Origin of the sequence: Klebsiella sp. 141251, from assembly GCF_050600725.1 — a bacterium.
Classification (GTDB): domain Bacteria; phylum Pseudomonadota; class Gammaproteobacteria; order Enterobacterales; family Enterobacteriaceae; genus Klebsiella; species Klebsiella aerogenes.
Window position 1 is genome coordinate 363,117 of the sequence record NZ_JAQIRG010000004.1, and the last position, 19,772, is coordinate 382,888.

A 19,772-nucleotide genomic window follows, 5' to 3' on the forward strand; every position below is an offset into this window, starting at 1 on the left:
CTACTGAAACTGCGCGACAACGGTGGCAGAGGCTTCAAACTCACCTTCTTTCACGCTGCCCACACCCGGTTTTGCCACCGGCGCGGCGGTAAGATTCCAGTCGCCCTGGTTCTGGTAAAACCCCTTCACGTTGTAGAATTGATTGGGCACGACGGTGCCGCCGCTCGCGTCTTTAATCACGATGCCAAGGTCGTCGCGCTTTTGGCCGCCGCTCAGCGTGCCGAGGAGATGATCGTTAAACCCCGCCGTGCCTGACGCCGTGGTAGTTTGTACGCCAAGATTAATGTTCAACGCGCCCTGATCGAAGCTTCCCCCCTCGCAGACCACATGAATGGGGATCGACTTGCTGTAGTTGGTGCCGTTGAGCCGGGCGGCGGAGCCTGGCAAATCGCCAAATTCAATGCTGATTTTGTCCCCGCGATTGAAGGTGCATTTATCCGGCACGGTAATGAGCCCGGATTTAATGACCACACGGGAAATTGGCGTTGTCGGCGTAGGGCCAGCGCTACCCAGACGTCCAGCAACCTCCACCAGCGACTGAGAGGTGATATTGATGCCGTTAATAATGGGTTTAGTGACAATAAACGTCACTTTTCCTTTAGAGCCACTTTCAATGTTAGTGGCTCGCTCGTAGCCCTTGCGCTTTTTGCAGCTGTGGTCGTTGTAGCGATTCGAAAAGTTGGTGAACGGCGCCTGAACATAGTTGTTATACCGCCCGGCGACCCATACCTGGACTTCCACATCCAGGTACTCATTCAGACGAAAACGGTTCGCTCCCTGATTAGAAGGCGGCATGGTGGTCGTGGTGGTGTAGTAAATCGGCTGTCGCGAGATGTCGGCCTGCTCACAATGAAAATCCACGACATACCAACTGCCCAAATTCCAGGTGAACGGATCCGTTCTGCCGCCCTCGTGGTTTTTGCTGACATCCAGCGAGCTCAGTTCAATATCGTACTGATGCGGCGAACCGCCCTGTGGTTCTCCCTCACCGAGGGTAAATGCCTGCCCGGCCAGCGGACAGCCCGCCAGGGCGACCCACAGCAGTGCTTTGTGCAATACGCTCATAGATACTCCAGCTTAAGTCTGACCAGACCGTTAAATTCGCCAGCGGTCACCTCCTGCCCAAAAGATTCCAGCGCGGCAAGAAAGTGAATCGCGTTATCGCCCGGTTTGAGGATCCACATGCGTTGCGGTTGATTCAGGTGGATCAACTGGTTGCGTTCGGTCAGTAGCCGAATGCCCGCGCCGCGCACATCGCCGCGAATCCGCCCAAGATCGCTGTTTTCCGGCGCGCCTTCGGCCATCAGCGTCATTGAAACGCCACGCTCCACCGTACTGTGTGACAACTCAGGGAGCTCGCTGGTCTGCCCAGGGAAGTCCTTTAACGTGTGCCCGGAGCCTTTTAAGCAGCCATTCAGGTGCAGCGTCACCAATACCGGATCGCTGCGATCGCCGCTCTGGCGAAAGCGGCTGGCGGAAATATCGCCGAGATCGATGGTCTGATCGCGTGAAGCCATATCCAGCACGCACGGCGAAACGAAAACCCGGCCATGAAAGCGGACGTTGCCATACTCGCCGGAAACGTTGCTCATATCATGGCGGCCGCTTGTGGCCTGAACCGTGCAGGCCATGCCTGCCATCAGCAGAGCGCAAAGCATCTTTTTCATTTACGAGTCCTTTACCGGGGCTGTTGCTCCATCGGCAATGCTTTACACACATTGCCTGTGCAGCTGAATTTCAATTCAGGGTGACCGCCAAAATCGTTCACATACATCATGCTGAACTGGCTGACGCTGGCGTCCGAAACCTTGAAATCGAGAGAGGATTTCGGCGAGATCATAATCCCCGGGAAATCAGTCAGTCTGCCGCCGCCCTGGGCTTCAGGTTTGCGGCTTAAACCGATTAAGGTCACGAAGTATGGCGTTGGGTTATCCACGGTCCAGCGCTGACCCTGCTTGTGAAAGATCAGTTGGTTTTGCCACACGGCCCCCGGCGTTTCCGGCACGATAGCTGTCGGCCGATAGAACAATTTGATTCGCGACTGCATCGCCAGCTGCAGCACGTTCGGCTTATCCGGTTTTGGCGGAATTTCACGCACGTTCAGATAGAAGAGACTCTCGCGATCCTGCGGCAACGAGTTAATTCCGCTGGTTTTCGTCACGCGGGCGATTCCCTTCTGCCCACCGTTAATCCGTTGCAGCGGCGGTAAGACCATTAATGGCGAGGTAATTTTTGTGCCGTGGGCATCTTCTACCCACGACTGAGCCAGAAAGGGAATGCTCGGGCTGGTGTTGGTTAAGTTCGCACTTACCGAGCGCGCATCGCCGGTGATGATCATGCGGGTACGGTCGAGCGCAATACCCGCCCATGAAGCATTGATCTGGGCAATAAAAAACAGGCCACAGGCCACGGGTTTAAGCCAACGCTGGGCGAAATTAAGAGCTTGATTATTCATGACAAAATTCATTCAGGTTATTGAAATTATTCACAAGGCAACAGTACGTTGCCTTCCGGGTTGATTTGTTGCGGCACCTGCAGATGACACTGCGCGCGGCCAGCCCAGGCAACGGAAAGACGCTCGGAAGGATTCACCCCAGCAATCCATGCCATGCCGTTTTCCATCACCATGGCGACGCTGACGCCGTTGGCGTTAAACACTTCGGCGCCAAACGGCGGCATCGAGCCATCCTTCAGGCGCAGCAGCGCCATCATTTTTTGCCCTTGCGCGACGGCAAAGCGCTGGTAGCCAATGGCGCCTTCCGTCAGGGTGTTAGTCACGATCGCTTTGGTCGCGGAAATGTCCTCGTCCATGGCGTCCACATCGATACGCGTATCAAAGCTGTGATAGCTGACGACATCCGGTACGACGGCAATACCGAAGCGATTTGAGTGCGCCTGTTCGCCGTTAAGCGGCACATTGGCAACGCCATCGGTATCAACCATCACTCTGGCGGTATTCATTGACGCCTGGCTGTTATGTAGCGCCGCGCCGTGACGCGTCGCCGTAAAGCCGCCGCGTACCGTGCCGCCAACGGAGAAATAGCGTGATTGCTGCCAGCTGACGTTGGATTCCAGTTCCGCCATCATGCTGCGGTGCTGGTAATAGCCATCAAATGCCGTATGACCTTCCCCGGAAACCCCTGCGCGCAAGCGCCACGGATTGTTACGATCGCGGTTATCGGAATACGAAACCATTTGGCTGGTCTGGTTACCGCTGTTCTGTAATTCATAATCCATAGAGCGGCCATCGCCCCATGGCACTGAAATTGAAAGCGAGAGACTGTCGTCGCGTTTGCCCTGATACTCAGAGCGATAAGCCGCAAGGTTGGCGCTGATCCCCTGGATACCCGCGAAGGAAAAACTGTGTCCCATCGATAACCCGTAACGATCCTGGGAACCGCGATCCCAATAGTTCTGGTGGGTATAGGTGAGGTAGAGCGTGGTCGCTAAATGCGGATCGTCAGCAAAAAAGGTTTTGTTGCCGGTAACGGTGTACATCTCTTTTTCGTTGCCGGCGCTGTTGTTACTTTCATACTGCTCGTCGAGAAACTGCGAGAAGGTGCGGAAGTTACGCTGTGAAAAGCGGTACCCGGCAAAGGTAATCGCGCTGTTGTACTCATCAAAGGTTTTGGCATAGCTGAGCTTAAAGGACATGCCTTTTTGTTCAGCCTGATGCTTCACCCGACTCACGGATTGCGTCGCATCGGCCGACAGCGCTCCCAGCCAGCTTAAATCCCGTCCAATCCCCATCGACCAGGCGTTGTAGCGCTCGCCGGTGAGCAACGCGCCGCCGTACAGTGACCATGCATTGCTCACCCCCCAGGAAAAATCGCCGCTATAAAACGCAGGGCCCTGAACGTCGTGGTTATAACGCGATGGCTTGCCGACCGCGGCGTTGTAGCGAACATAGCCCGGGCGCGTCAGGTAAGGAATATCAGCCGTATTGACCTGAAAAGTTTGTACGCTGCCATCCTGCTCTTCGACCCGCACATCCAACGTACCGCGTACCGAGCCGTGCAGATCCTGAATATTAAACGGCCCCGCAGGAACGGTGGTTTGATAGATAACACGGCCCTGCTGACTGACGGTAACCTTCGCATTACTACGGGCGATGCCGTGCACTTCAGGCGCGTAGCCCTGCAAATTTGGCGGCAGCATACGCTCGTCGCTGGCAAGGTTGACCCCGGTGAAGCGCACCGAATCAAAAACCTGAGAATTCAGATAGATTTCGCCGACCGTCAGTTTTGCAGCCTGCATCGGTAACGGGCGATAAGCATAGATCTGATCCCAGTCGATACGCCCATGATTACCATCTGAAGCGTAATTGGCCTGATACTGGCCACGAAAACGCCATGCGCCGAGGTTAAAACCTGTCTGCCCATAGCCGGACAGCGAGCGATAATGATCGCCGCCCTGTTCGTAATGCGTGGCCTGCCCCGAGATGCTGTAGTCAAAAATCAGCCCGGCGACGCCGTTATCCCAGCGCTCCGGCGGCGTCCAGTCTGGGTCGGTATATTTCATCCATGCCTGAGGCACGGTAATGTCCAGTACGCCTGCGCTATTATTCAGCGCCACACCCGGCAGGCGGGAAATGTCATAGCAGTTTGCGTTAAGCGGATGAATATGGGTCAGCGCCTCTTCTTTGAGCGCCAGTAATTCGAGTTGTTGCGGCGTCAGACACGCCATAGATTTATGTGAATTGGCCGGATCTGCGATATAACGGATTGACTGTTGAGGAATCTCCTGGCTGTTAATACGAACATCCAGCAGATATTCTCCGGGAGCCACAAAGTTGCCTTCGGAAAAACGCTGTAAATCGACATTGTGCCTGTCGCTGGCATCCAGTACGTCGGTATTAAATTCAATGGCCTCATCCGCTTCAGCCCATGAAGCGGCGCAGACCAGAGCAATAAAAAGCGCCAGACGTTTTTTATCTGTTTTCAGCGTGATCATTTTCGTTCGCAACCTTCAGATACCCGAATTGCAGTGCAGCTCAGAGATAATTCACAACAAAATGCGTGACCGCAGTAAATTCGCCAGATGTCATTCTTCCATCGCGGGAGATCAAATAAGCCGTAAATTTGAGCGTATTTTTTCCTGGGTTAAGTACATAGTCCGGTGATGGTTCGCCCAGGTGAATTTGCTGTCCTTTGCTGTCGTATATTTCTATCGCTAAATTTTCAGTTTCCGATTGCACGCTCAGATAATCTGGATTGTCGCTATCGGCTGCGCCGGAAAAGGTAATATTGGCGCGTTGAAACACATTACCGGGATGTTGAGAATCCCCTAGTGAGCATCCCAGCAAATGAATGCTGAAATCATGCGCAGATACTTTTTCAGGTTTTCCGGAAATATCTCTGGCTGAGAGGTCATTAAATTCAACCAGTAGCGACCGGTCGCGCGGATCGACATAACAAGCAGCCTCAATAATATTTCCCCGCATACGCATTTTTCCGGGCGTACTGACAAGACGGTTGGTGTCAGCCAAAACCCATGCAGGCGATATGAAGATAAAAAGCAGTAAAATACGCCATCCAGGCATAACCGCATTTCCTTTCAGTTATTCGCAGGAAGGGTTAAGCAGGCGCGTTAATGCGCCCGCTGCAGATCGTTACTGATAATCGATCTGGAAATTAACGGTAGATTCAAAATCACCCGGAGTTACCGCTGCAGATGCGTTGTTTGCCTGCAGGTAAGCGACGAAATCAATGTCGGTTTCGCCATCGGTAATGTTGACCTGAGAGGCAGCTTTACCCCACTCAACATCCTGGTTGCCGCTGTCAACCATACCGATGCCTGCGCCCTTGGCGGTACCAGAGGTGAAGGCGGCTAGCGCGTTGTTGTCGGCATCAATCGTTGCCGGGGTATAAGTCACGGTAGCGGTTTTTGCGACAGTCGTATCGCAACCCTGCAGAACAATTTTGGCATGTTTAACGCCAGCACGTTGGTTGTCTTTTAACTGAGAAGTTGGGATCTCGCCAAAATTCACCTGCACCGGGCTGGATTCTGGCGCCAGACCACATGCGGAATTAACGAGAGAGCCGGTGAAGTGGATTTTACCGTTAGTCGGTTCAACATTTTTTGCAGCGAAAGCAGAAGATGCAGTAAAAGTCATTCCCGCCATCAGCGCACAGGCCACAGCCACGTTTTTCATTTTCATATTACTACTTAACCTTATATCTGTTTTTGGTTATTCCGACGATCTATTTCCGCAGACAATTCCTGCCCGGGAAAACCCGATCTCGCGGTAGCGGCAGTGCATATCCTTGCAAACAATCCATCTTAAACCGCACCGTATTTTGAAGTTCATTGGTATTCCATCAGAAATACCGTCCACAGTCGTTTACGCTGTTTCGGGGCTTATATTAAGTCGACGAAAAATTGACACAATGCCAAAATACGGAATCAATCAAACTCAGGAAATCGTGTTGCTTTCCCGTCTGCAGATCGATCTTTTACCTAAAAATCAGCCAAAAAACACGCACCCAACAGTTTTAATATCTATTATTTATGGTTTTTATAGAGTTTTTAACTATCAACTATTTTTTAATTTAGAACAGATAACTGGCAAAATATATTTATAAAATATTTTTAAAAATTGAAAGGGATACCAAAAGTGAGTGCTGACAATAAGATAGTGAAAGAAAGGAAGGAGAATGAATGATTACATAAAGAATATTAAAATATTGTTATGTAAATGATAATAAAGCGATCTATGGCACAACCTCTTTTTATAAATGAATTATGTTATGCTGTTGCTTCCCCCACTCGAATGCGAGATATCCTGCTTTAAAGGAGACATCAGTGATTTCTCATATACCAATAAACAAAATTAAATCCGTAATTATTGGTGATGGTTTAGTTTTCAGACCACTTAAAAATACCCTAAAAGACGTGGCATCTGGTGAAATAGCCACATTGAATAATGTGGCCACACAATTACTGCTCTATTTGTTGCAAAATGGTAAAGAGATATCTTCGCGCGATGAAATTCTGCTGAATGTTTTTCAGCAGAATGGCGCCAGAGCGACGGATGCGAATCTTAACCAGCACATTTCATTTTTGCGCAAAGCCATTACGTCAACAGGTCATCCTGCAGAACTCATCGTTACCATTCCTCGTATTGGATTTCGGATGGGCGACGTCAATATCAATATTCAGCAAATGGAAGAAGCGCAAACGGCCGCCAGAGTTGCCTATGTTGCATCGACGCCGAGGAGAAAGAAACCAAACCGGTGGCCTGTCGCTATCACAGCGTTAATTACCAGCATCGCCGTGCTGGCAACAGCGTGGTTAACATGGATACCCAATCATATAGCCATGACGGACGCGGCTATCTTGCGAACCATCGACTACGAGCAATGCCGTGTACATATATTAGGAAATGCCCTCACAGACACGATAACCGAAAAGAAGGCGCTGGATATTTTCAAGTCCGTGGGGATTAGCCCCAACTGCTCGCACCCTAAAGACCTGTATCTTAATACCTGGGCGAGCAACCATAACCTGGTTGATTGGTCGTTTGCCGCTGAATGCGGCCTCAACCTCGGCTATTACCATTGCATCAGCCAGTATCGCCATCATGAGGAATGATATGAAGCAGGAAAGCGATCACTCTTTTTTACTCTGGTCAGTCGTAATTGTCATTATTGGGCTGGCCGCTATCGCTTATTTGATTATCACTGGGAATGCTAAAAAACAAGAAATCAGTTTTTCCTGCTCCTCGGAATTCACGTCGATACTCGACATCCAGAATACCAAAAAGGAACTCCACGGAATCATGCTGATTACCAGCTACAACTCCGGGCACCTTTCATTATCAGTGCAAGGAAAGCTCAAAAGCGATGACGGCGAGTTTGCTGTAAACCGAAAATTGTTCTTTCGGTATGCTCGTCCGCTTGGACATACTGCCGGCGTTTTCATGCTCACTCCCGAGGGACGCGAAAAATCCCCCGATGATGAAGCAACGGACGCTGTCGATTATCTCTTCTTCGACGCTTACGAACGTGCCGACAAGCTGTATATGTTAAAGCGGCTAAATGAGGAAACGGTTCTTATTGGCGATAACTTTTCACCCCGCTTTGCCTGCGTAATGAATCACTTCGAGGATTAATCACCTTCTGGATATGCGTCGGGTTAAGGATGACCTGATGTATCTCTCTGAATCGCCACGGATGATCGGTCATAGAGCCAGCACCAAGTTTTAGCAGATTCTTCGTGTTGAAATTGTCATCAACAGACTTAGGCTCCCCGCACCACAACTGGCGAAATTCCGGGCTGTCACCCAGTCTGGCAAAGCCAGCATGGCGCATCGCTTCCAGTTGGCCCATGCCCCGGCAGATTCTTTTCAGGGTGGAATCATCACAAATCAGGAACTCGCGGCAGGTGTGGGTCTTACGGCCAATTCCGTTCGCCTCTTTCCCTTCACGGAACGACATAACAGAATCGTCAGCGTTAAAGTAAAACTCTTCGGTCTGCGTATTAAACGCAGCCTGTACTAACTTCCGCTTGATGGGACATTGCTTATTACGCTAGTGCCGCGCTCGCAGTCCTACCCGTACTCCAGGACGTTTGAAACGTCGGACAATGAAAAATAGAGAATTACCATGTGGAGTCTCCGAGTTTGATTATGTGTTCGTTCCGCTAAAATCAGACGTTGGGAAAGCATTTCCTGTTGTCTTCGACCTTACTGCACGTAAAATGACCAGATACATTTTGGGAAGGAGTCTTTAATGGATATTGCGCTACTCAACAGGGGCTGGAACAGAACATGGTCAGATACCATGGTGAATCTTGAAGCCCGGAAACTCGTCGAAACAGCAAACCGGCTGTCAGCATTCTATTTGCAAGATGGTCTTACACGAATCAAGTTTGTCGAAGAGATAAAACAGGTTGTAGATAAAGAATTTGAAACAGCACGATGAGCTAAAACCGATGAAGAATGTATTGTATGCATCAAAAATCTTCGTGCTGAAACAGATAATTTGCAAGAACAAGAACGCCTGTTAAGAACCAGAGCCGCCCAACTTTATGCAAAGGTCGAGTTTGTCAGGGAAAACAATAAAATCGTCGGATACGTGATTTCGGCAATCCATATAGTGGTATCTGGAGCAGCATTATTTGGTGGGATGGTTATGATGTCCACTATGACCCCTATTGGAGTTCTTGCAGGAGCAGTTTTATTTGTTGATGGTATTAACGGTATAACAAAAGAAGCAAGCCATCTTCGCTATGGTGAACAATCCAAATCGGAAGGAATTTTTGCTGATGGCGCAATGGAGACTGCACAATTTATGGGGTTTAGCCCAAAAAGTGGATTAGCTCTTTATAATACGGTGACTCTTGGGGCGAGTGTCTGTAGTATCTTCGGCTTAGCAAGGAAACCCGGAGCTTGGCGATTATTCCGTTGGCTGCCGCGTGATTACTACCGAAAAGTTGACACAATGAGCAAGCCTAAGCTAACGATGAAAATCGCTGGATATGGTGTCAAAGCGAAAGTCATTTTTGATCTTCTGGCTACTGATAACAGTACTAATTAAGATTTGTTCACTCTACAGAATCGCCAAGATTTATAAGCAAGTACAGGCGGTTGTATAAAAATTGCAACCGCTGCGCCACAAGAAAGGCCAATAGCACCAGAGAAAACACTCTGCTCAGATGCGAACATCACAAGAAAAATGAATACAGCAAGGCAACCGGATACAACCCACACGGCAAGAATAAATCGCCTGGCCAGGTCCCTGATTGCATTCCCCAACGTTCCACCATAGCTTTCAACGTTGTTCTTTATCTTCTTCAAATCCGATGGTGTAAAGCCAGAACTCAACAAAGCCTCATCAGTAACATCCATATTGTCCTCTCCGCATTTCTTAACTGGCAATGGCACACATAATCATAGTGATGAACTTTACAGCAATCCACATGATGTTTATGCAATGTATCAGATTTCAGACAATAGAAGCCATAACGCCCCGTTAGTGGTACAAGCAACAAGCGTAGCGACTTCATCAGGCCAACCTGGTTGGTTTAGCTTAGCGAAAGTCATCAGTGACTAAATCAGATTGTCAGAAGGATCACACCTTATCAGGGTGCTCGTGTACCTTTCGGAGCGTGAGCGAAGCGCTGGCAGAACCTGCATATGGTGTGCAGGTACGTTTACCACTATTCACCTGTTTACGCAGCCACAAGGCCACACATCGGGCTTAAATGCGTGTGATCAATCTGTTCGGGAGTTATGCCTGGTATGCGGCTTTTTGTTCGTTGTTGTACTGTCGCGGTATGAACGATGGAACGACTGCCAGTGTGAAGATATGCTCCCCTGTACCACAGACCAATCATGCGGGCGTAGTACAATGGGTAGTTTAAGTTGTACCTGTAAAGCAGGGCAACGTAACTGACTGAATAATCTAACTTATTGATTATTAAGAGGGTTTGGAGCGGGCGAAGGGAATCGAACCCTCGTATAGAGCTTGGGAAGCTCTCGTTCTACCATTGAACTACGCCCGCGAAGAGGTGCGAAAAGCATTATAGACCTTACGCACCCTGTGGCAAGCCCGAATTGGACTAACTGCTGATAAAATAACCTTTTAGCACTTAGGCTTACTGCCTTGCGGCGGCAGATAACGCAGCGGGTCGATGGCCGTGGCGCGATAGCGAATCTGGAAATGCAGCCGTACGGAATCGGCGTCCGTACTGCCCATGGTCGCAATCTGCTGGCCAATCTTCACGCTCTGGCCGTTATTAACCATCATCTTATCGTTATGCGCATACGCGGTGATGTAATCCTCGTTATGCTTAATCATGATCAGGTTGCCGTAGCCGCGCAGCTGGTTGCCGACGTAGACCACCTTACCGGCGCCGGCGGCGTAAACCGGCTGGCCGCGGGTACCGGCGATATCAATACCTTTATTGCCGCCATCGCGGGTGGAGTACGGCATCACCACCTTACCGCTGGTCGGCCAGCGCCAGCAGCGCTGCCCCACCGGCGGCCATGAGGACTGCGGCACCGCCGATGATGGCGTTACTGCGGCTGTGCGGGTACTGGAGGATTTTTTCCCGGCGGTGCCGCTTTTTGCTTTCGAACCGCCGTTAAGTTTCAGTTTCTGCCCGACTTCAATAGTGTATGGCGGAGAGATGTTATTCAGGCGCGCCAGATCGCGTACGCTGGTGCCGGTGCTACGGGAGATCGCATACAGCGTATCGCCGCGCTTCACGGTATAGGTGGAACCAGAATCCGATGTGCTGGAACAGCCGGCTAACACCAGGCTACCAAGCAGCATCATCGCGATATAAAAGCGTGTTTTCATCAGGCGTCCTGCACTCAACGGTTTCTCATCTCGGCGTCATGGACGAATATCATACCAGCCCGAGGGACAATCCCCAATGTCCTGGGCTTTTTCTACTATTGTTCTCGACCGACGAATACCTGCAGGGCTTGTTTTGGTAATGCCTTTCTCCCATTTATGGGCTACCCTAGTGGCCTGAGTACATGACCCGGCGGGTTTGTGCCGGGTCATTTATTTTTTTCAGGAGTCGTCATGGCCGGGGAACACGTCATTTTGCTGGATGAGCAAGATAAACCCACAGGTATGCTGGAGAAGTATGCCGCCCACACGCTCGATACCCCTTTGCATCTCGCGTTTTCCTGCTGGTTGTTCAATGAGCAAGGCCAGTTCCTGGTCACGCGCCGTTCGCTTAGCAAAAAAGCCTGGCCCGGCGTGTGGACTAACTCGGTGTGCGGACATCCGCAACAGGGCGAGACCTTCGAACAGGCCGTCACCCGGCGCTGCCGCTTCGAACTGGGCGTCGAGATCGCTGATATTGCCCCCGTCCACCCGGCTTTCCGCTACCGCGCCGTCGCCCCGAATGGCATCGTCGAAAACGAAGTGTGCCCGGTTTTTGCCGCACGCGTGGTCAGCGAACTACAACCGAATGATGATGAAGTCATGGATTATCAGTGGGTTGAGCTACCGGAAATGTTAAGCGCGCTGGCTACTACCCCGTGGGCCTTTAGCCCGTGGATGGTGCTGGAAGCCAAAAACAAAAACGCGCGTCAGGCGTTGATAGACTTTGTCGCGCGTTTACGTGCGTAACCGCGAGTGACGAGCATTAAAGACCCAGGCTACGCCAGAGACGAAGCTTGACATCAGACATAAAAAAACCCGGCAAGCCGGGTTTTTTACTTTTCGCGAGAAGCGATTATTTCTGCGGACGCATCGCCGGGAACAGAATAACGTCGCGGATGGTGTGGCTGTTAGTGAACAGCATCACCATACGGTCGATACCGATACCCAGACCGGCGGTCGGCGGCAGGCCGTGTTCCAGCGCGGTGACGTAGTCTTCGTCGTAGAACATCGCTTCGTCGTCGCCGGCGGCTTTCGCGTCAACCTGATCCTGGAAACGCTGCGCCTGATCTTCGGCGTCGTTCAGCTCGCTAAAGCCGTTACCGATTTCGCGGCCGCCGATGAAGAATTCAAAGCGGTCGGTGATTTCCGGGTTCACGTCGTTACGACGGGCCAGCGGAGAGACTTCTGCCGGGTATTCGGTGATGAAGGTTGGCTGGATCAGATGCGCTTCCGCCACTTCTTCGAAGATCTCGGTCACGATACGGCCCAGACCCCAGCTCTTTTCAACTTTGATGCCGATAGACTCAGCGATCGCTTTCGCGGAATCGAAGTTATCCAGATCCGCCATCTCGGTTTCCGGACGGTATTTCTTAATCGCTTCACGCATGGTCAGTTTTTCGAACGGCTTGCCGAAATCGAAAGTCTGATCGCCATAAGGCACCGCGGTATTACCGAGGATGTCCTGCGCCAGGGTGCGGAACAGGGATTCGGTCAGCTCAATCAGGTCTTTATAATCCGCATAGGCCATATAGAGTTCCATCATGGTGAACTCTGGGTTGTGGCGAACGGAGATCCCTTCGTTACGGAAGTTACGGTTGATTTCGAAGACGCGTTCGAAGCCGCCAACCACCAGACGTTTCAGATACAGTTCCGGCGCGATACGCAGGTACATGTCCAGATCCAGCGCATTATGATGGGTGATGAACGGACGCGCGGAAGCGCCGCCTGGGATCACCTGCATCATCGGGGTTTCCACTTCCATAAAGCCGCGGCCAACCATGAACTGACGGATGCCAGCCAGGATCTGCGAACGTACTTTGAAGGTGTTACGGGATTCGTCGTTAGAGATCAAATCGAGGTAACGCTGACGGTAACGCGCTTCCTGATCCTGCAGGCCGTGGAATTTGTCCGGCAGCGGGCGCAGGGCTTTAGTCAGCAGACGCAGCTCGGTGCAGTGGATGGACAGCTCGCCGGTTTTGGTTTTGAACAGCTTACCGCGGGCGGCGATGATGTCGCCGAGATCCCATTTTTTGAACTGATCGTTGTAGACGCCTTCTGCCAAGTCATCGCGCGCGACGTACAGCTGAATGCGGCCGCCGACATCCTGCAGGGTAACGAAAGACGCTTTACCCATGATACGACGGGTCATCATGCGGCCAGCAACGGCCACTTCGACATTCAGCGCTTCCAGCTCTTCGTTTTCTTTGGCATCGAAGTCAGCGTGCAGTTGGTCAGAGGTATGGTCACGACGGAAATCGTTCGGGAATGCGACGCCCTGCTCACGCAGCGCAGCCAGCTTCTCACGACGGGTTTTCAGTTCATTATTAAGGTCAATTGCCGCGTCAGCGCCCTGTGCTTGTTGTTCAGACATGTTGGTTCCTCATAACCCTGCTTTCAAACTTGCTTCGATAAATTGGTCCAGGCTGCCATCGAGCACCGCCTGAGTGTTGCGGGTTTCCACCCCGGTGCGCAGATCTTTAATACGCGAGTCGTCCAGCACGTAAGAGCGGATCTGGCTGCCCCAGCCGATGTCGGATTTGTTATCTTCCATCACCTGCTTCTCGGCATTTTTCTTCTGCATTTCCAGCTCATAAAGCTTCGCTTTCATCTGCTTCATGGCCTGGTCTTTGTTCTTGTGCTGCGAACGGTCGTTCTGACACTGCGTCACCAACCCGGTCGGGATGTGGGTAATACGCACCGCGGATTCCGTACGGTTAACGTGCTGACCACCGGCGCCGGACGCGCGGTATACGTCGATACGCAGGTCGGCTGGGTTAATTTCGATATCGATATCGTCATCAACTTCCGGGTAAACGAACGCCGAGCTAAAGGAGGTATGACGGCGGCCGCCGGAGTCGAACGGGCTCTTACGTACCAGACGGTGAACGCCGGTTTCAGTACGCAGCCAGCCGTAGGCGTAATCGCCCATGATTTTGATGGTCACGGATTTAATGCCCGCGACTTCACCTTCGGATTCTTCAATGATTTCGGTCTTAAAGCCGCGCGCTTCCGCCCAACGCAGGTACATGCGCATCAGCATGCTGGCCCAGTCCTGGGCTTCGGTGCCGCCGGAACCGGCCTGAATATCAAGATAGCAATCGGCGCTGTCATACTCGCCGGAGAACATGCGGCGGAACTCAAGCTGCGCCAGCTTCTCTTCCAGCCCGTCCAGCTCGGCAACCGCTTCGTTGAAGGTCTCTTCGTCTTCGGCTTCTACCGCCAGCTCCAGCAGTCCGGCGACATCTTCCAGACCCTGGGTCATCTGATCCAGCGTTTCGACGATAGCTTCCAGAGAAGAACGTTCTTTACCCAGCGCCTGTGCGCGCTCAGGTTCGTTCCAGACGTCCGGCTGTTCCAGCTCGGCGTTTACTTCTTCGAGACGCTCTTTCTTCGCATCGTAGTCAAAGATACCCCCTAAGAACGTCGGAGCGCTCCGTGAGGTCCTGAATGCGGTTTTTTACCGGATTTATTTCAAACATGGTCGGTTTCTTTTAATGGATTTGTCAAAATGCGGTGATAAGAGCGGAATTCTACCGGATTCGCGCCCTTATTAATACACTGTTGTCAATTTGGCCAGAGGTGATCGATGATCAGCTGCAGGCTACGGTTGCCGCGGAACTCGTTGATGTCGAGCTTGTAGGCTAACTGTACTTCACGCACGCCGTTATCCGGCCAAATGGAAGTATCGATGTTGAAGGCAATACCGTCCAGCAGCGGCCCGCCGTCAACCGGTTCGACCATCACCTTCAGGTGACGCTCGCCCACCAGCCGCTGCTGCAGCAGGCGGAAACGGCCATCAAACAGCGGTTCCGGGAACATCTGCCCCCATGGCCCGGCATCGCGCAGCATCTGCGCCACTTCCATGCTCATCTCCGCCGCCGCCAGCGGGCCGTCGGAAACCACCTCGCCCTGCAATAATGCGGGATCCAGCCACTCGGTCACCAGCTCGCCGAAGCGCTGTTGAAACTCCTCAAAACGCGCCTCTTCCAGCGATAAGCCCGCCGCCATTGCGTGGCCGCCGAACTTCAGGATTAGCCCAGGATAAAGCGTATCAAGGCGCTCCAGCGCATCGCGCATATGCAGCCCCTGAATAGAGCGGCCAGAACCTTTGAGCGTGCCGTCGCCGGTAGGCGCAAAAGCGATAACCGGGCGATGGAAGCGCTCTTTAATCCGGGATGCCAGAATGCCGACCACCCCCTGATGCCATTGCGGATGGTACATCGCTAGCCCGCCGGGCAGGGTTTCGCTACTGCGTTCCAGTTGCTGACACAGGGTCAGCGCTTCGGCCTGCATCCCCTGTTCGATCTCTTTGCGCGTCTGGTTAAGCGCATCGAGCTCACTGGCCAGCACCCGCGCTTCTCCGATGTTATCGCACAGCAGCAGCGCGACGCCGACGGACATATCATCCAGCCGCCCCGCAGCGTTCAGGCGCGGCCCGAGGGCGAAACCGAGGTCGCTGGCGGCAAGCTTTTGCGGATCGCGGTTAGAAATTTCCAGCAGCGCTTTAATGCCTGGCCGACATTTTCCGGCGCGAATGCGGCTTAACCCCTGCCAGGTCAGGATGCGGTTGTTGGCATCCAGCGGCACGACGTCCGCAACGGTGCCCAGCGCCACTAAATCCAGCAGCTCGGCAAGGTTTGGCGCGGCGATACCGCGGGCCTCGAACCAGCCGTTATCTCGCAGGAAAGTGCGCAGCGCCAGCATCAGATAAAACGCCACCCCAACCCCGGCCAGCGATTTTGACGGGAAGTCGCAATCGCGCAGGTTAGGGTTAACGATAGCTTCCGCCGCCGGCAGCGTATCGCCCGGCAGGTGGTGATCGGTCACCAGCACCGGGATACCCAGCGCATGGGCATGATCGACGCCGCTATGCGATGAAATACCGTTATCGACGGTCATGATCATCTGCGCGCCGCGCGCGTGCGCCTGATCGACCACTTCCGGGCTTAAACCATAGCCGTCTTCAAAACGGTTCGGCACCAGATAAGAGACGTTGCCGTAGCCCAGCGCGCGCAGCGCCAGCACGCTAAGGGCGGTACTGGTGGCGCCATCGGCGTCAAAATCGCCGACCACCACAATATGTAACCCTTTCTGGAAAGCGTCATGCAGCATTTCAACGGCTTTTTCAACGCCGGTGAGTTGCGTCCATGGCAACATGCCTTTGACGCCGCGTTCCAGCTCCTGCGCGCTGCGCACGCCGCGGCTGGCATACAGCCGCTGCAGCAGCGGCGGCAGGTCGGCGGGAAGGTCGACGCCATCAACCGCCTCGCGGCGGCGTAGTTGTATCTGTTGTTTCACGCGAATCAGTTACCGCTTGTCTGTTTTTGATGCTCGTCGAGGAAAGCTTTAAGCTCTTTCGGCCCCTGATAGCCTGGCAGCACCATACCATTGCTAAGGACCATCGCCGGGGTACCGTTGACGCCCATCTGTACGCCAAGCGTGTAATGTTTAGCGATATCCACATTGCAGCTCGCCGGCTGTACGCCCTTACCGTTCATGGCGTCATCCAGCGCTTTGTTGCGATCTTTCGCACACCAGATCGCTTTCATGTCCTGCTCGGCCTGGCTTTGCAGCCCCTGACGCGGGAAGGCCAGATAGCGCACGGTGATCCCCAGCGCGTTATAGTCGCTCATCTGCTCGTGCAGCTTGTGGCAGTAGCCGCAGGTGATGTCGGTAAAGACGGTAATGACATGCTGCTCCTTCGGCGCTTTATAGACAATCATCTCTTTGGATAAGGCGTTCAGCTTGCCGACCAGCAACTGGTTGGTGACGTTAACCGGCTGCGCGCCGCTGACGTCGTACATCGGTCCCTGAATAATGTGTTTACCATCGTCAGTGACGTACAGCACGCCGCTGTCGGTAAGCACCGTGCTCATCCCGGAAACCGGCGACGGTTGGATATCGGTGCTCTGCACACCCAGTTTCGCCAGCGACTGTTTGATCGCCGCGCTATCGGCATGCGCCGCGCCGGAGAGCGAGGCCGCCAGCAGGGTGAACATCAATAAACCTTTTTTCATACTCAGTCCTTTTATTCAGCACTCACGCCCGCGGGTGATGCTGTTGATGAAGTTGTCGTAAACGTTCGGTCGCCACGTGGGTGTAGATCTGCGTGGTGGAAAGATCGCTGTGTCCTAACAGCATCTGTACCACGCGTAAATCGGCGCCGTGATTGAGCAAATGCGTGGCGAACGCATGACGCAACACGTGCGGGGAGAGCTTCGCGCTGTCGATCCCCGCCAGTACGGCATAGTGTTTAATGCGGTGCCAGAAGGTCTGTCGCGTCATCTGCTGCGCGCGCTGGCTGGGGAAAAGCACGTCCGAAGCCACGCCGTTCAGCAGCCACGGGCGGCCGTATTCAAGGTAATTTTCAACCCATGACACCGCCTCTTCGCCCAGCGGCACCAGCCGCTCTTTGTTGCCTTTACCAATAACCCGCAGTACGCCCTGTCGCAGGCTGATATCGCTCATCGTCAGGCCAACCAGTTCGGATACGCGTAGGCCGGTGGCATACAGCACTTCCAGCATCGCCTTATCGCGCAACTCCAGCGGCTGTTCCACCAGCGGCGCCTGCAGCAGACGCTCAACCTGCGCCTCGCTGAGATCTTTCGGCAGCCGCTGCGGCAGCTTCGGCGAAGCCAGCAGCGCGCTGGGATCGTCCGGGCGGACTTTCTCCCGGTACAAATGCTGGAAGAAGCGGCGCACGGCGCTAAGCAGCCGTGCGGTACTGGTCGCTTTGTAGCCGCCGGTTTGCCGCTCGGCCAGCAGCGCCTGTAAATCGTCGCTGCCGACGCTTGCCAGAGTCAGCCCGCGATGATGCAGCCACTCCACTAGCATCGTCAAATCGCGACGATAGGCGCTGAGCGTGTTCTCCGCCAGATTACGCTCCAGCCAAAGGGCATCGAGAAACTGTTCAATTTGTGCCAGATCCTGTTTCACATCGGCCTCTTTGTTCGTTATACGCCCTCATTATGCCTTAAGAGGCCGCCTTTCTGGTACACTGGGCGCAATTCACGGCAAGAATTGAGACGTTTACGCGATGAATATAGGTCTTTTTTACGGCTCCAGTACCTGCTACACCGAAATGGCCGCGGAAAAAATCCGCGATATCATCGGCCCCGAGCTGGTGACGCTGCATAATCTGAAAGATGACTCCCCCGCGCTGATGAGCCAGTACGACGTGCTGATCCTCGGCATCCCGACCTGGGATTTCGGCGAAATTCAGGAAGACTGGGAAGCGGTCTGGGAACAGCTCGACGCCTTAGATCTGAATGGCAAAATCGTCGCGCTGTACGGCATGGGCGATCAGCTTAGTTACGGCGAATGGTTCCTTGACGCGCTGGGGATGCTGCACGATAAGCTGGCGACCAAAGGCGTGAAGTTTGTCGGCTACTGGCCAACCGAGGGCTATGAGTTCACCAGCCCGAAACCGGTTATCGCCGATGGCCAATTGTTCGTCGGCCTGGCGCTGGATGAAACCAATCAATACGACCTGAGCGATGAGCGCATCCAGAACTGGTGCGAGCAGATCCTCGGCGAAATGGCGGAGCACTTCGCCTGATCCTGAGTTAGTCGTGCGCCGGCTTTTGCAGCACCAGCCGGCGCAAATCCCGCCATTCCCCCGCATCCATGCTATCCGCCGCCACCCACAAATGCTGGCTACGGCCGGTTTCCGCATGCTTCAGGCGCAGCAGCATCCCGCTGCTGATAACCCATGGCGTCCCGACGATATCCCATTCCGTTTTTTGCCACCGTAAACGGGAGTCGATTAACAGCTTAATTTCTCCCTGGCAGGCGTGGATCCGCCGCTGGCTGCGCACGCAGTCAAACACCACCAGCGATAGCAACAGGAGCCAAATCGGGGTGTAGCTTAACGGCCAGGGCATGAGCAGCACTATCGCCGCCACCACCCCGTGCAGCAGCAGCGAGAACCACTGCGAACGCCAGGAAATACGTAAATCAGATTGCCACAGGACCACGTTCCCGATTCCGAGTCTGGATTAAATTTATCATCCGTTGAAGTTGCGCATCAGCCGGCTTGCCGTGATTCATCAGCCAGTTAAACAGATCCGGATCATCGTTCTCCAGCAAACGGATGAACAGGCGCTTGTCGTCATCGCTGAGCGTGTCGTACTCATACTCGAAAAACGGCATGATGGAGATATCGAGTTCGCGCATACCGCGGCGGCATGCCCAGTGGATGCGAGCTTTGTTGTTAATGTCCATGTTGTCCTTCCAGCATCAAGATATAGCTTAGTTTAACCCTTTTTAGGCACTTACTTTACAGTAATATCGCCTTGTGCGAGCAGCATTCCATAAAAGCCCAAAATCCGGTTGGCTATTCACCGCATCCTGAGGGCACAAATGGCTTGCCGAAAGCGCTTGCATTGCACCATAGCTCTTTTACCATTAGTCATTCACTCTGCGTTA

20 protein-coding genes, 1 tRNA gene and 1 pseudogene are annotated in these 19,772 nt (G+C 53.2%); 5 read left to right on the forward strand and 17 right to left on the reverse strand.

The window, feature by feature from the left end:
• The 6 genes from PGR09_RS12040 to PGR09_RS12065 form a co-directional block, all read right to left on the reverse strand.
• Positions 1-1,065 (reverse strand): fimbrial protein, encoded by a 1,065-nt coding sequence (locus tag PGR09_RS12040; protein WP_045391956.1) that lies wholly within the window; start codon positions 1,063-1,065, stop codon positions 1-3.
• Positions 1,062-1,667: a fimbrial protein gene (locus PGR09_RS12045; RefSeq protein ID WP_045391958.1), complete on the reverse strand. Its 606-nt coding sequence runs from the start codon at positions 1,665-1,667 to the stop codon at positions 1,062-1,064. Before PGR09_RS12045 ends, PGR09_RS12040 begins: the two co-directional genes overlap by 4 nt.
• An 11-nt stretch (positions 1,668-1,678) precedes the next feature.
• Entirely contained in the window at positions 1,679-2,455 is a 777-nt protein-coding gene (locus PGR09_RS12050) for a fimbrial biogenesis chaperone (protein ID WP_430916179.1), read from the reverse strand.
• Positions 2,456-2,481: 26 nt separating this feature from the next.
• Positions 2,482-4,953, reverse strand: coding sequence for a fimbria/pilus outer membrane usher protein (locus tag PGR09_RS12055; protein WP_049061316.1), 2,472 nt, complete (start codon positions 4,951-4,953; stop codon positions 2,482-2,484).
• A gap of 40 nt (positions 4,954-4,993) precedes the next feature.
• Positions 4,994-5,542 (reverse strand): fimbrial protein, encoded by a 549-nt coding sequence (locus PGR09_RS12060; protein WP_430916180.1) that lies wholly within the window; start codon positions 5,540-5,542, stop codon positions 4,994-4,996.
• A 69-nt stretch (positions 5,543-5,611) separates the two neighbouring features.
• A complete protein-coding gene (locus PGR09_RS12065) occupies positions 5,612-6,160 on the reverse strand; it encodes a fimbrial protein (protein ID WP_015369827.1) in 549 nt (182 codons plus the stop codon).
• A 644-nt stretch (positions 6,161-6,804) separates the two neighbouring features.
• On the opposite strand from PGR09_RS12065, the gene PGR09_RS12070 reads away from it, so the two are divergent.
• Both PGR09_RS12070 and PGR09_RS12075 read left to right on the forward strand, forming a co-directional pair.
• Entirely contained in the window at positions 6,805-7,593 is a 789-nt protein-coding gene (locus PGR09_RS12070) for a winged helix-turn-helix domain-containing protein (RefSeq protein ID WP_045391968.1), read from the forward strand.
• Position 7,594: 1 nt separating this feature from the next.
• Positions 7,595-8,113: a hypothetical protein gene (locus PGR09_RS12075; protein WP_430916181.1), complete on the forward strand. Its 519-nt coding sequence runs from the start codon at positions 7,595-7,597 to the stop codon at positions 8,111-8,113.
• Here the strand turns inward: PGR09_RS12075 and PGR09_RS12080 are convergent.
• Positions 8,055-8,438 (reverse strand): hypothetical protein, encoded by a 384-nt coding sequence (locus tag PGR09_RS12080; RefSeq protein ID WP_141097045.1) that lies wholly within the window; start codon positions 8,436-8,438, stop codon positions 8,055-8,057. The two genes, PGR09_RS12075 and PGR09_RS12080, sit on opposite strands and share 59 nt — an antisense overlap.
• Positions 8,439-8,732: 294 nt before the next feature.
• Between PGR09_RS12080 and PGR09_RS12085 the strand changes: the two are divergent.
• Positions 8,733-9,539: pseudogene (locus PGR09_RS12085) on the forward strand (DUF4225 domain-containing protein).
• Here PGR09_RS12085 and PGR09_RS12090 read toward each other — a convergent pair.
• The 3 genes from PGR09_RS12090 to actS form a co-directional block, all read right to left on the reverse strand.
• Positions 9,536-9,850, reverse strand: coding sequence for a hypothetical protein (locus tag PGR09_RS12090; RefSeq protein WP_047039252.1), 315 nt, complete (start codon positions 9,848-9,850; stop codon positions 9,536-9,538). The pseudogene PGR09_RS12085 and the gene PGR09_RS12090 overlap by 4 nt on opposite strands.
• A 582-nt stretch (positions 9,851-10,432) precedes the next feature.
• Positions 10,433-10,506: transfer RNA gene (locus PGR09_RS12095), tRNA-Gly, on the reverse strand.
• A gap of 80 nt (positions 10,507-10,586) precedes the next feature.
• A complete protein-coding gene (gene actS, locus PGR09_RS12100) occupies positions 10,587-11,306 on the reverse strand; it encodes an amidase activator ActS (protein ID WP_315711386.1) in 720 nt (239 codons plus the stop codon).
• Positions 11,307-11,537: 231 nt separating this feature from the next.
• Here actS and idi point away from each other — a divergent pair, with 231 nt between their 5' ends.
• On the forward strand, positions 11,538-12,092 hold the full coding sequence (gene idi / locus PGR09_RS12105; protein ID WP_047078932.1) for an isopentenyl-diphosphate Delta-isomerase: 555 nt from the start codon (positions 11,538-11,540) through the stop codon (positions 12,090-12,092).
• 106 nt (positions 12,093-12,198) lie between these two features.
• Here the strand turns inward: idi and lysS are convergent, their stop codons facing one another.
• The 5 genes from lysS to xerD all read right to left on the reverse strand — a co-directional run bounded on the left by lysS (position 12,199) and on the right by xerD (position 18,281).
• Positions 12,199-13,716, reverse strand: a complete 1,518-nt coding sequence (gene lysS, locus PGR09_RS12110; RefSeq protein ID WP_015369798.1) for a lysine--tRNA ligase — start codon at positions 13,714-13,716, stop codon at positions 12,199-12,201.
• A 9-nt stretch (positions 13,717-13,725) separates the two neighbouring features.
• A protein-coding gene (gene prfB / locus PGR09_RS12115) for a peptide chain release factor 2 (RefSeq protein WP_108418699.1) occupies positions 13,726-14,824 on the reverse strand; the annotation gives its coding sequence in 2 pieces (ribosomal slippage) (positions 13,726-14,748 and positions 14,750-14,824; 1,098 coding nt in all).
• Positions 14,825-14,909: 85 nt separating this feature from the next.
• The gene (gene recJ / locus PGR09_RS12120; protein WP_047065373.1) at positions 14,910-16,643 is read right to left on the reverse strand and encodes a single-stranded-DNA-specific exonuclease RecJ; all 1,734 of its coding nucleotides are present in this window, start codon (positions 16,641-16,643) and stop codon (positions 14,910-14,912) included.
• 5 nt (positions 16,644-16,648) lie between these two features.
• Positions 16,649-17,362, reverse strand: coding sequence for a bifunctional protein-disulfide isomerase/oxidoreductase DsbC (gene dsbC / locus PGR09_RS12125; RefSeq protein WP_045374003.1), 714 nt, complete (start codon positions 17,360-17,362; stop codon positions 16,649-16,651).
• 22 nt (positions 17,363-17,384) lie between these two features.
• The gene (gene xerD / locus PGR09_RS12130) at positions 17,385-18,281 is read right to left on the reverse strand and encodes a site-specific tyrosine recombinase XerD (RefSeq protein WP_032715787.1); all 897 of its coding nucleotides are present in this window, start codon (positions 18,279-18,281) and stop codon (positions 17,385-17,387) included.
• A 100-nt stretch (positions 18,282-18,381) separates the two neighbouring features.
• On the opposite strand from xerD, the gene fldB reads away from it, so the two are divergent.
• Positions 18,382-18,903 carry a flavodoxin FldB gene (gene fldB, locus PGR09_RS12135; RefSeq protein WP_430916182.1) on the forward strand — a complete coding sequence of 174 codons (522 nt, stop codon included), beginning with the start codon at positions 18,382-18,384 and terminating at the stop codon, positions 18,901-18,903.
• Between the two features lie 7 nt (positions 18,904-18,910).
• Here the strand turns inward: fldB and PGR09_RS12140 are convergent, their stop codons facing one another.
• Positions 18,911-19,321 carry a protein YgfX gene (locus PGR09_RS12140; RefSeq protein ID WP_015369792.1) on the reverse strand — a complete coding sequence of 137 codons (411 nt, stop codon included), beginning with the start codon at positions 19,319-19,321 and terminating at the stop codon, positions 18,911-18,913.
• A complete protein-coding gene (sdhE, locus tag PGR09_RS12145; RefSeq protein WP_015369791.1) occupies positions 19,302-19,568 on the reverse strand; it encodes an FAD assembly factor SdhE in 267 nt (88 codons plus the stop codon). Before sdhE ends, PGR09_RS12140 begins: the two co-directional genes overlap by 20 nt.
• Positions 19,569-19,772 lie beyond the last annotated feature (204 nt).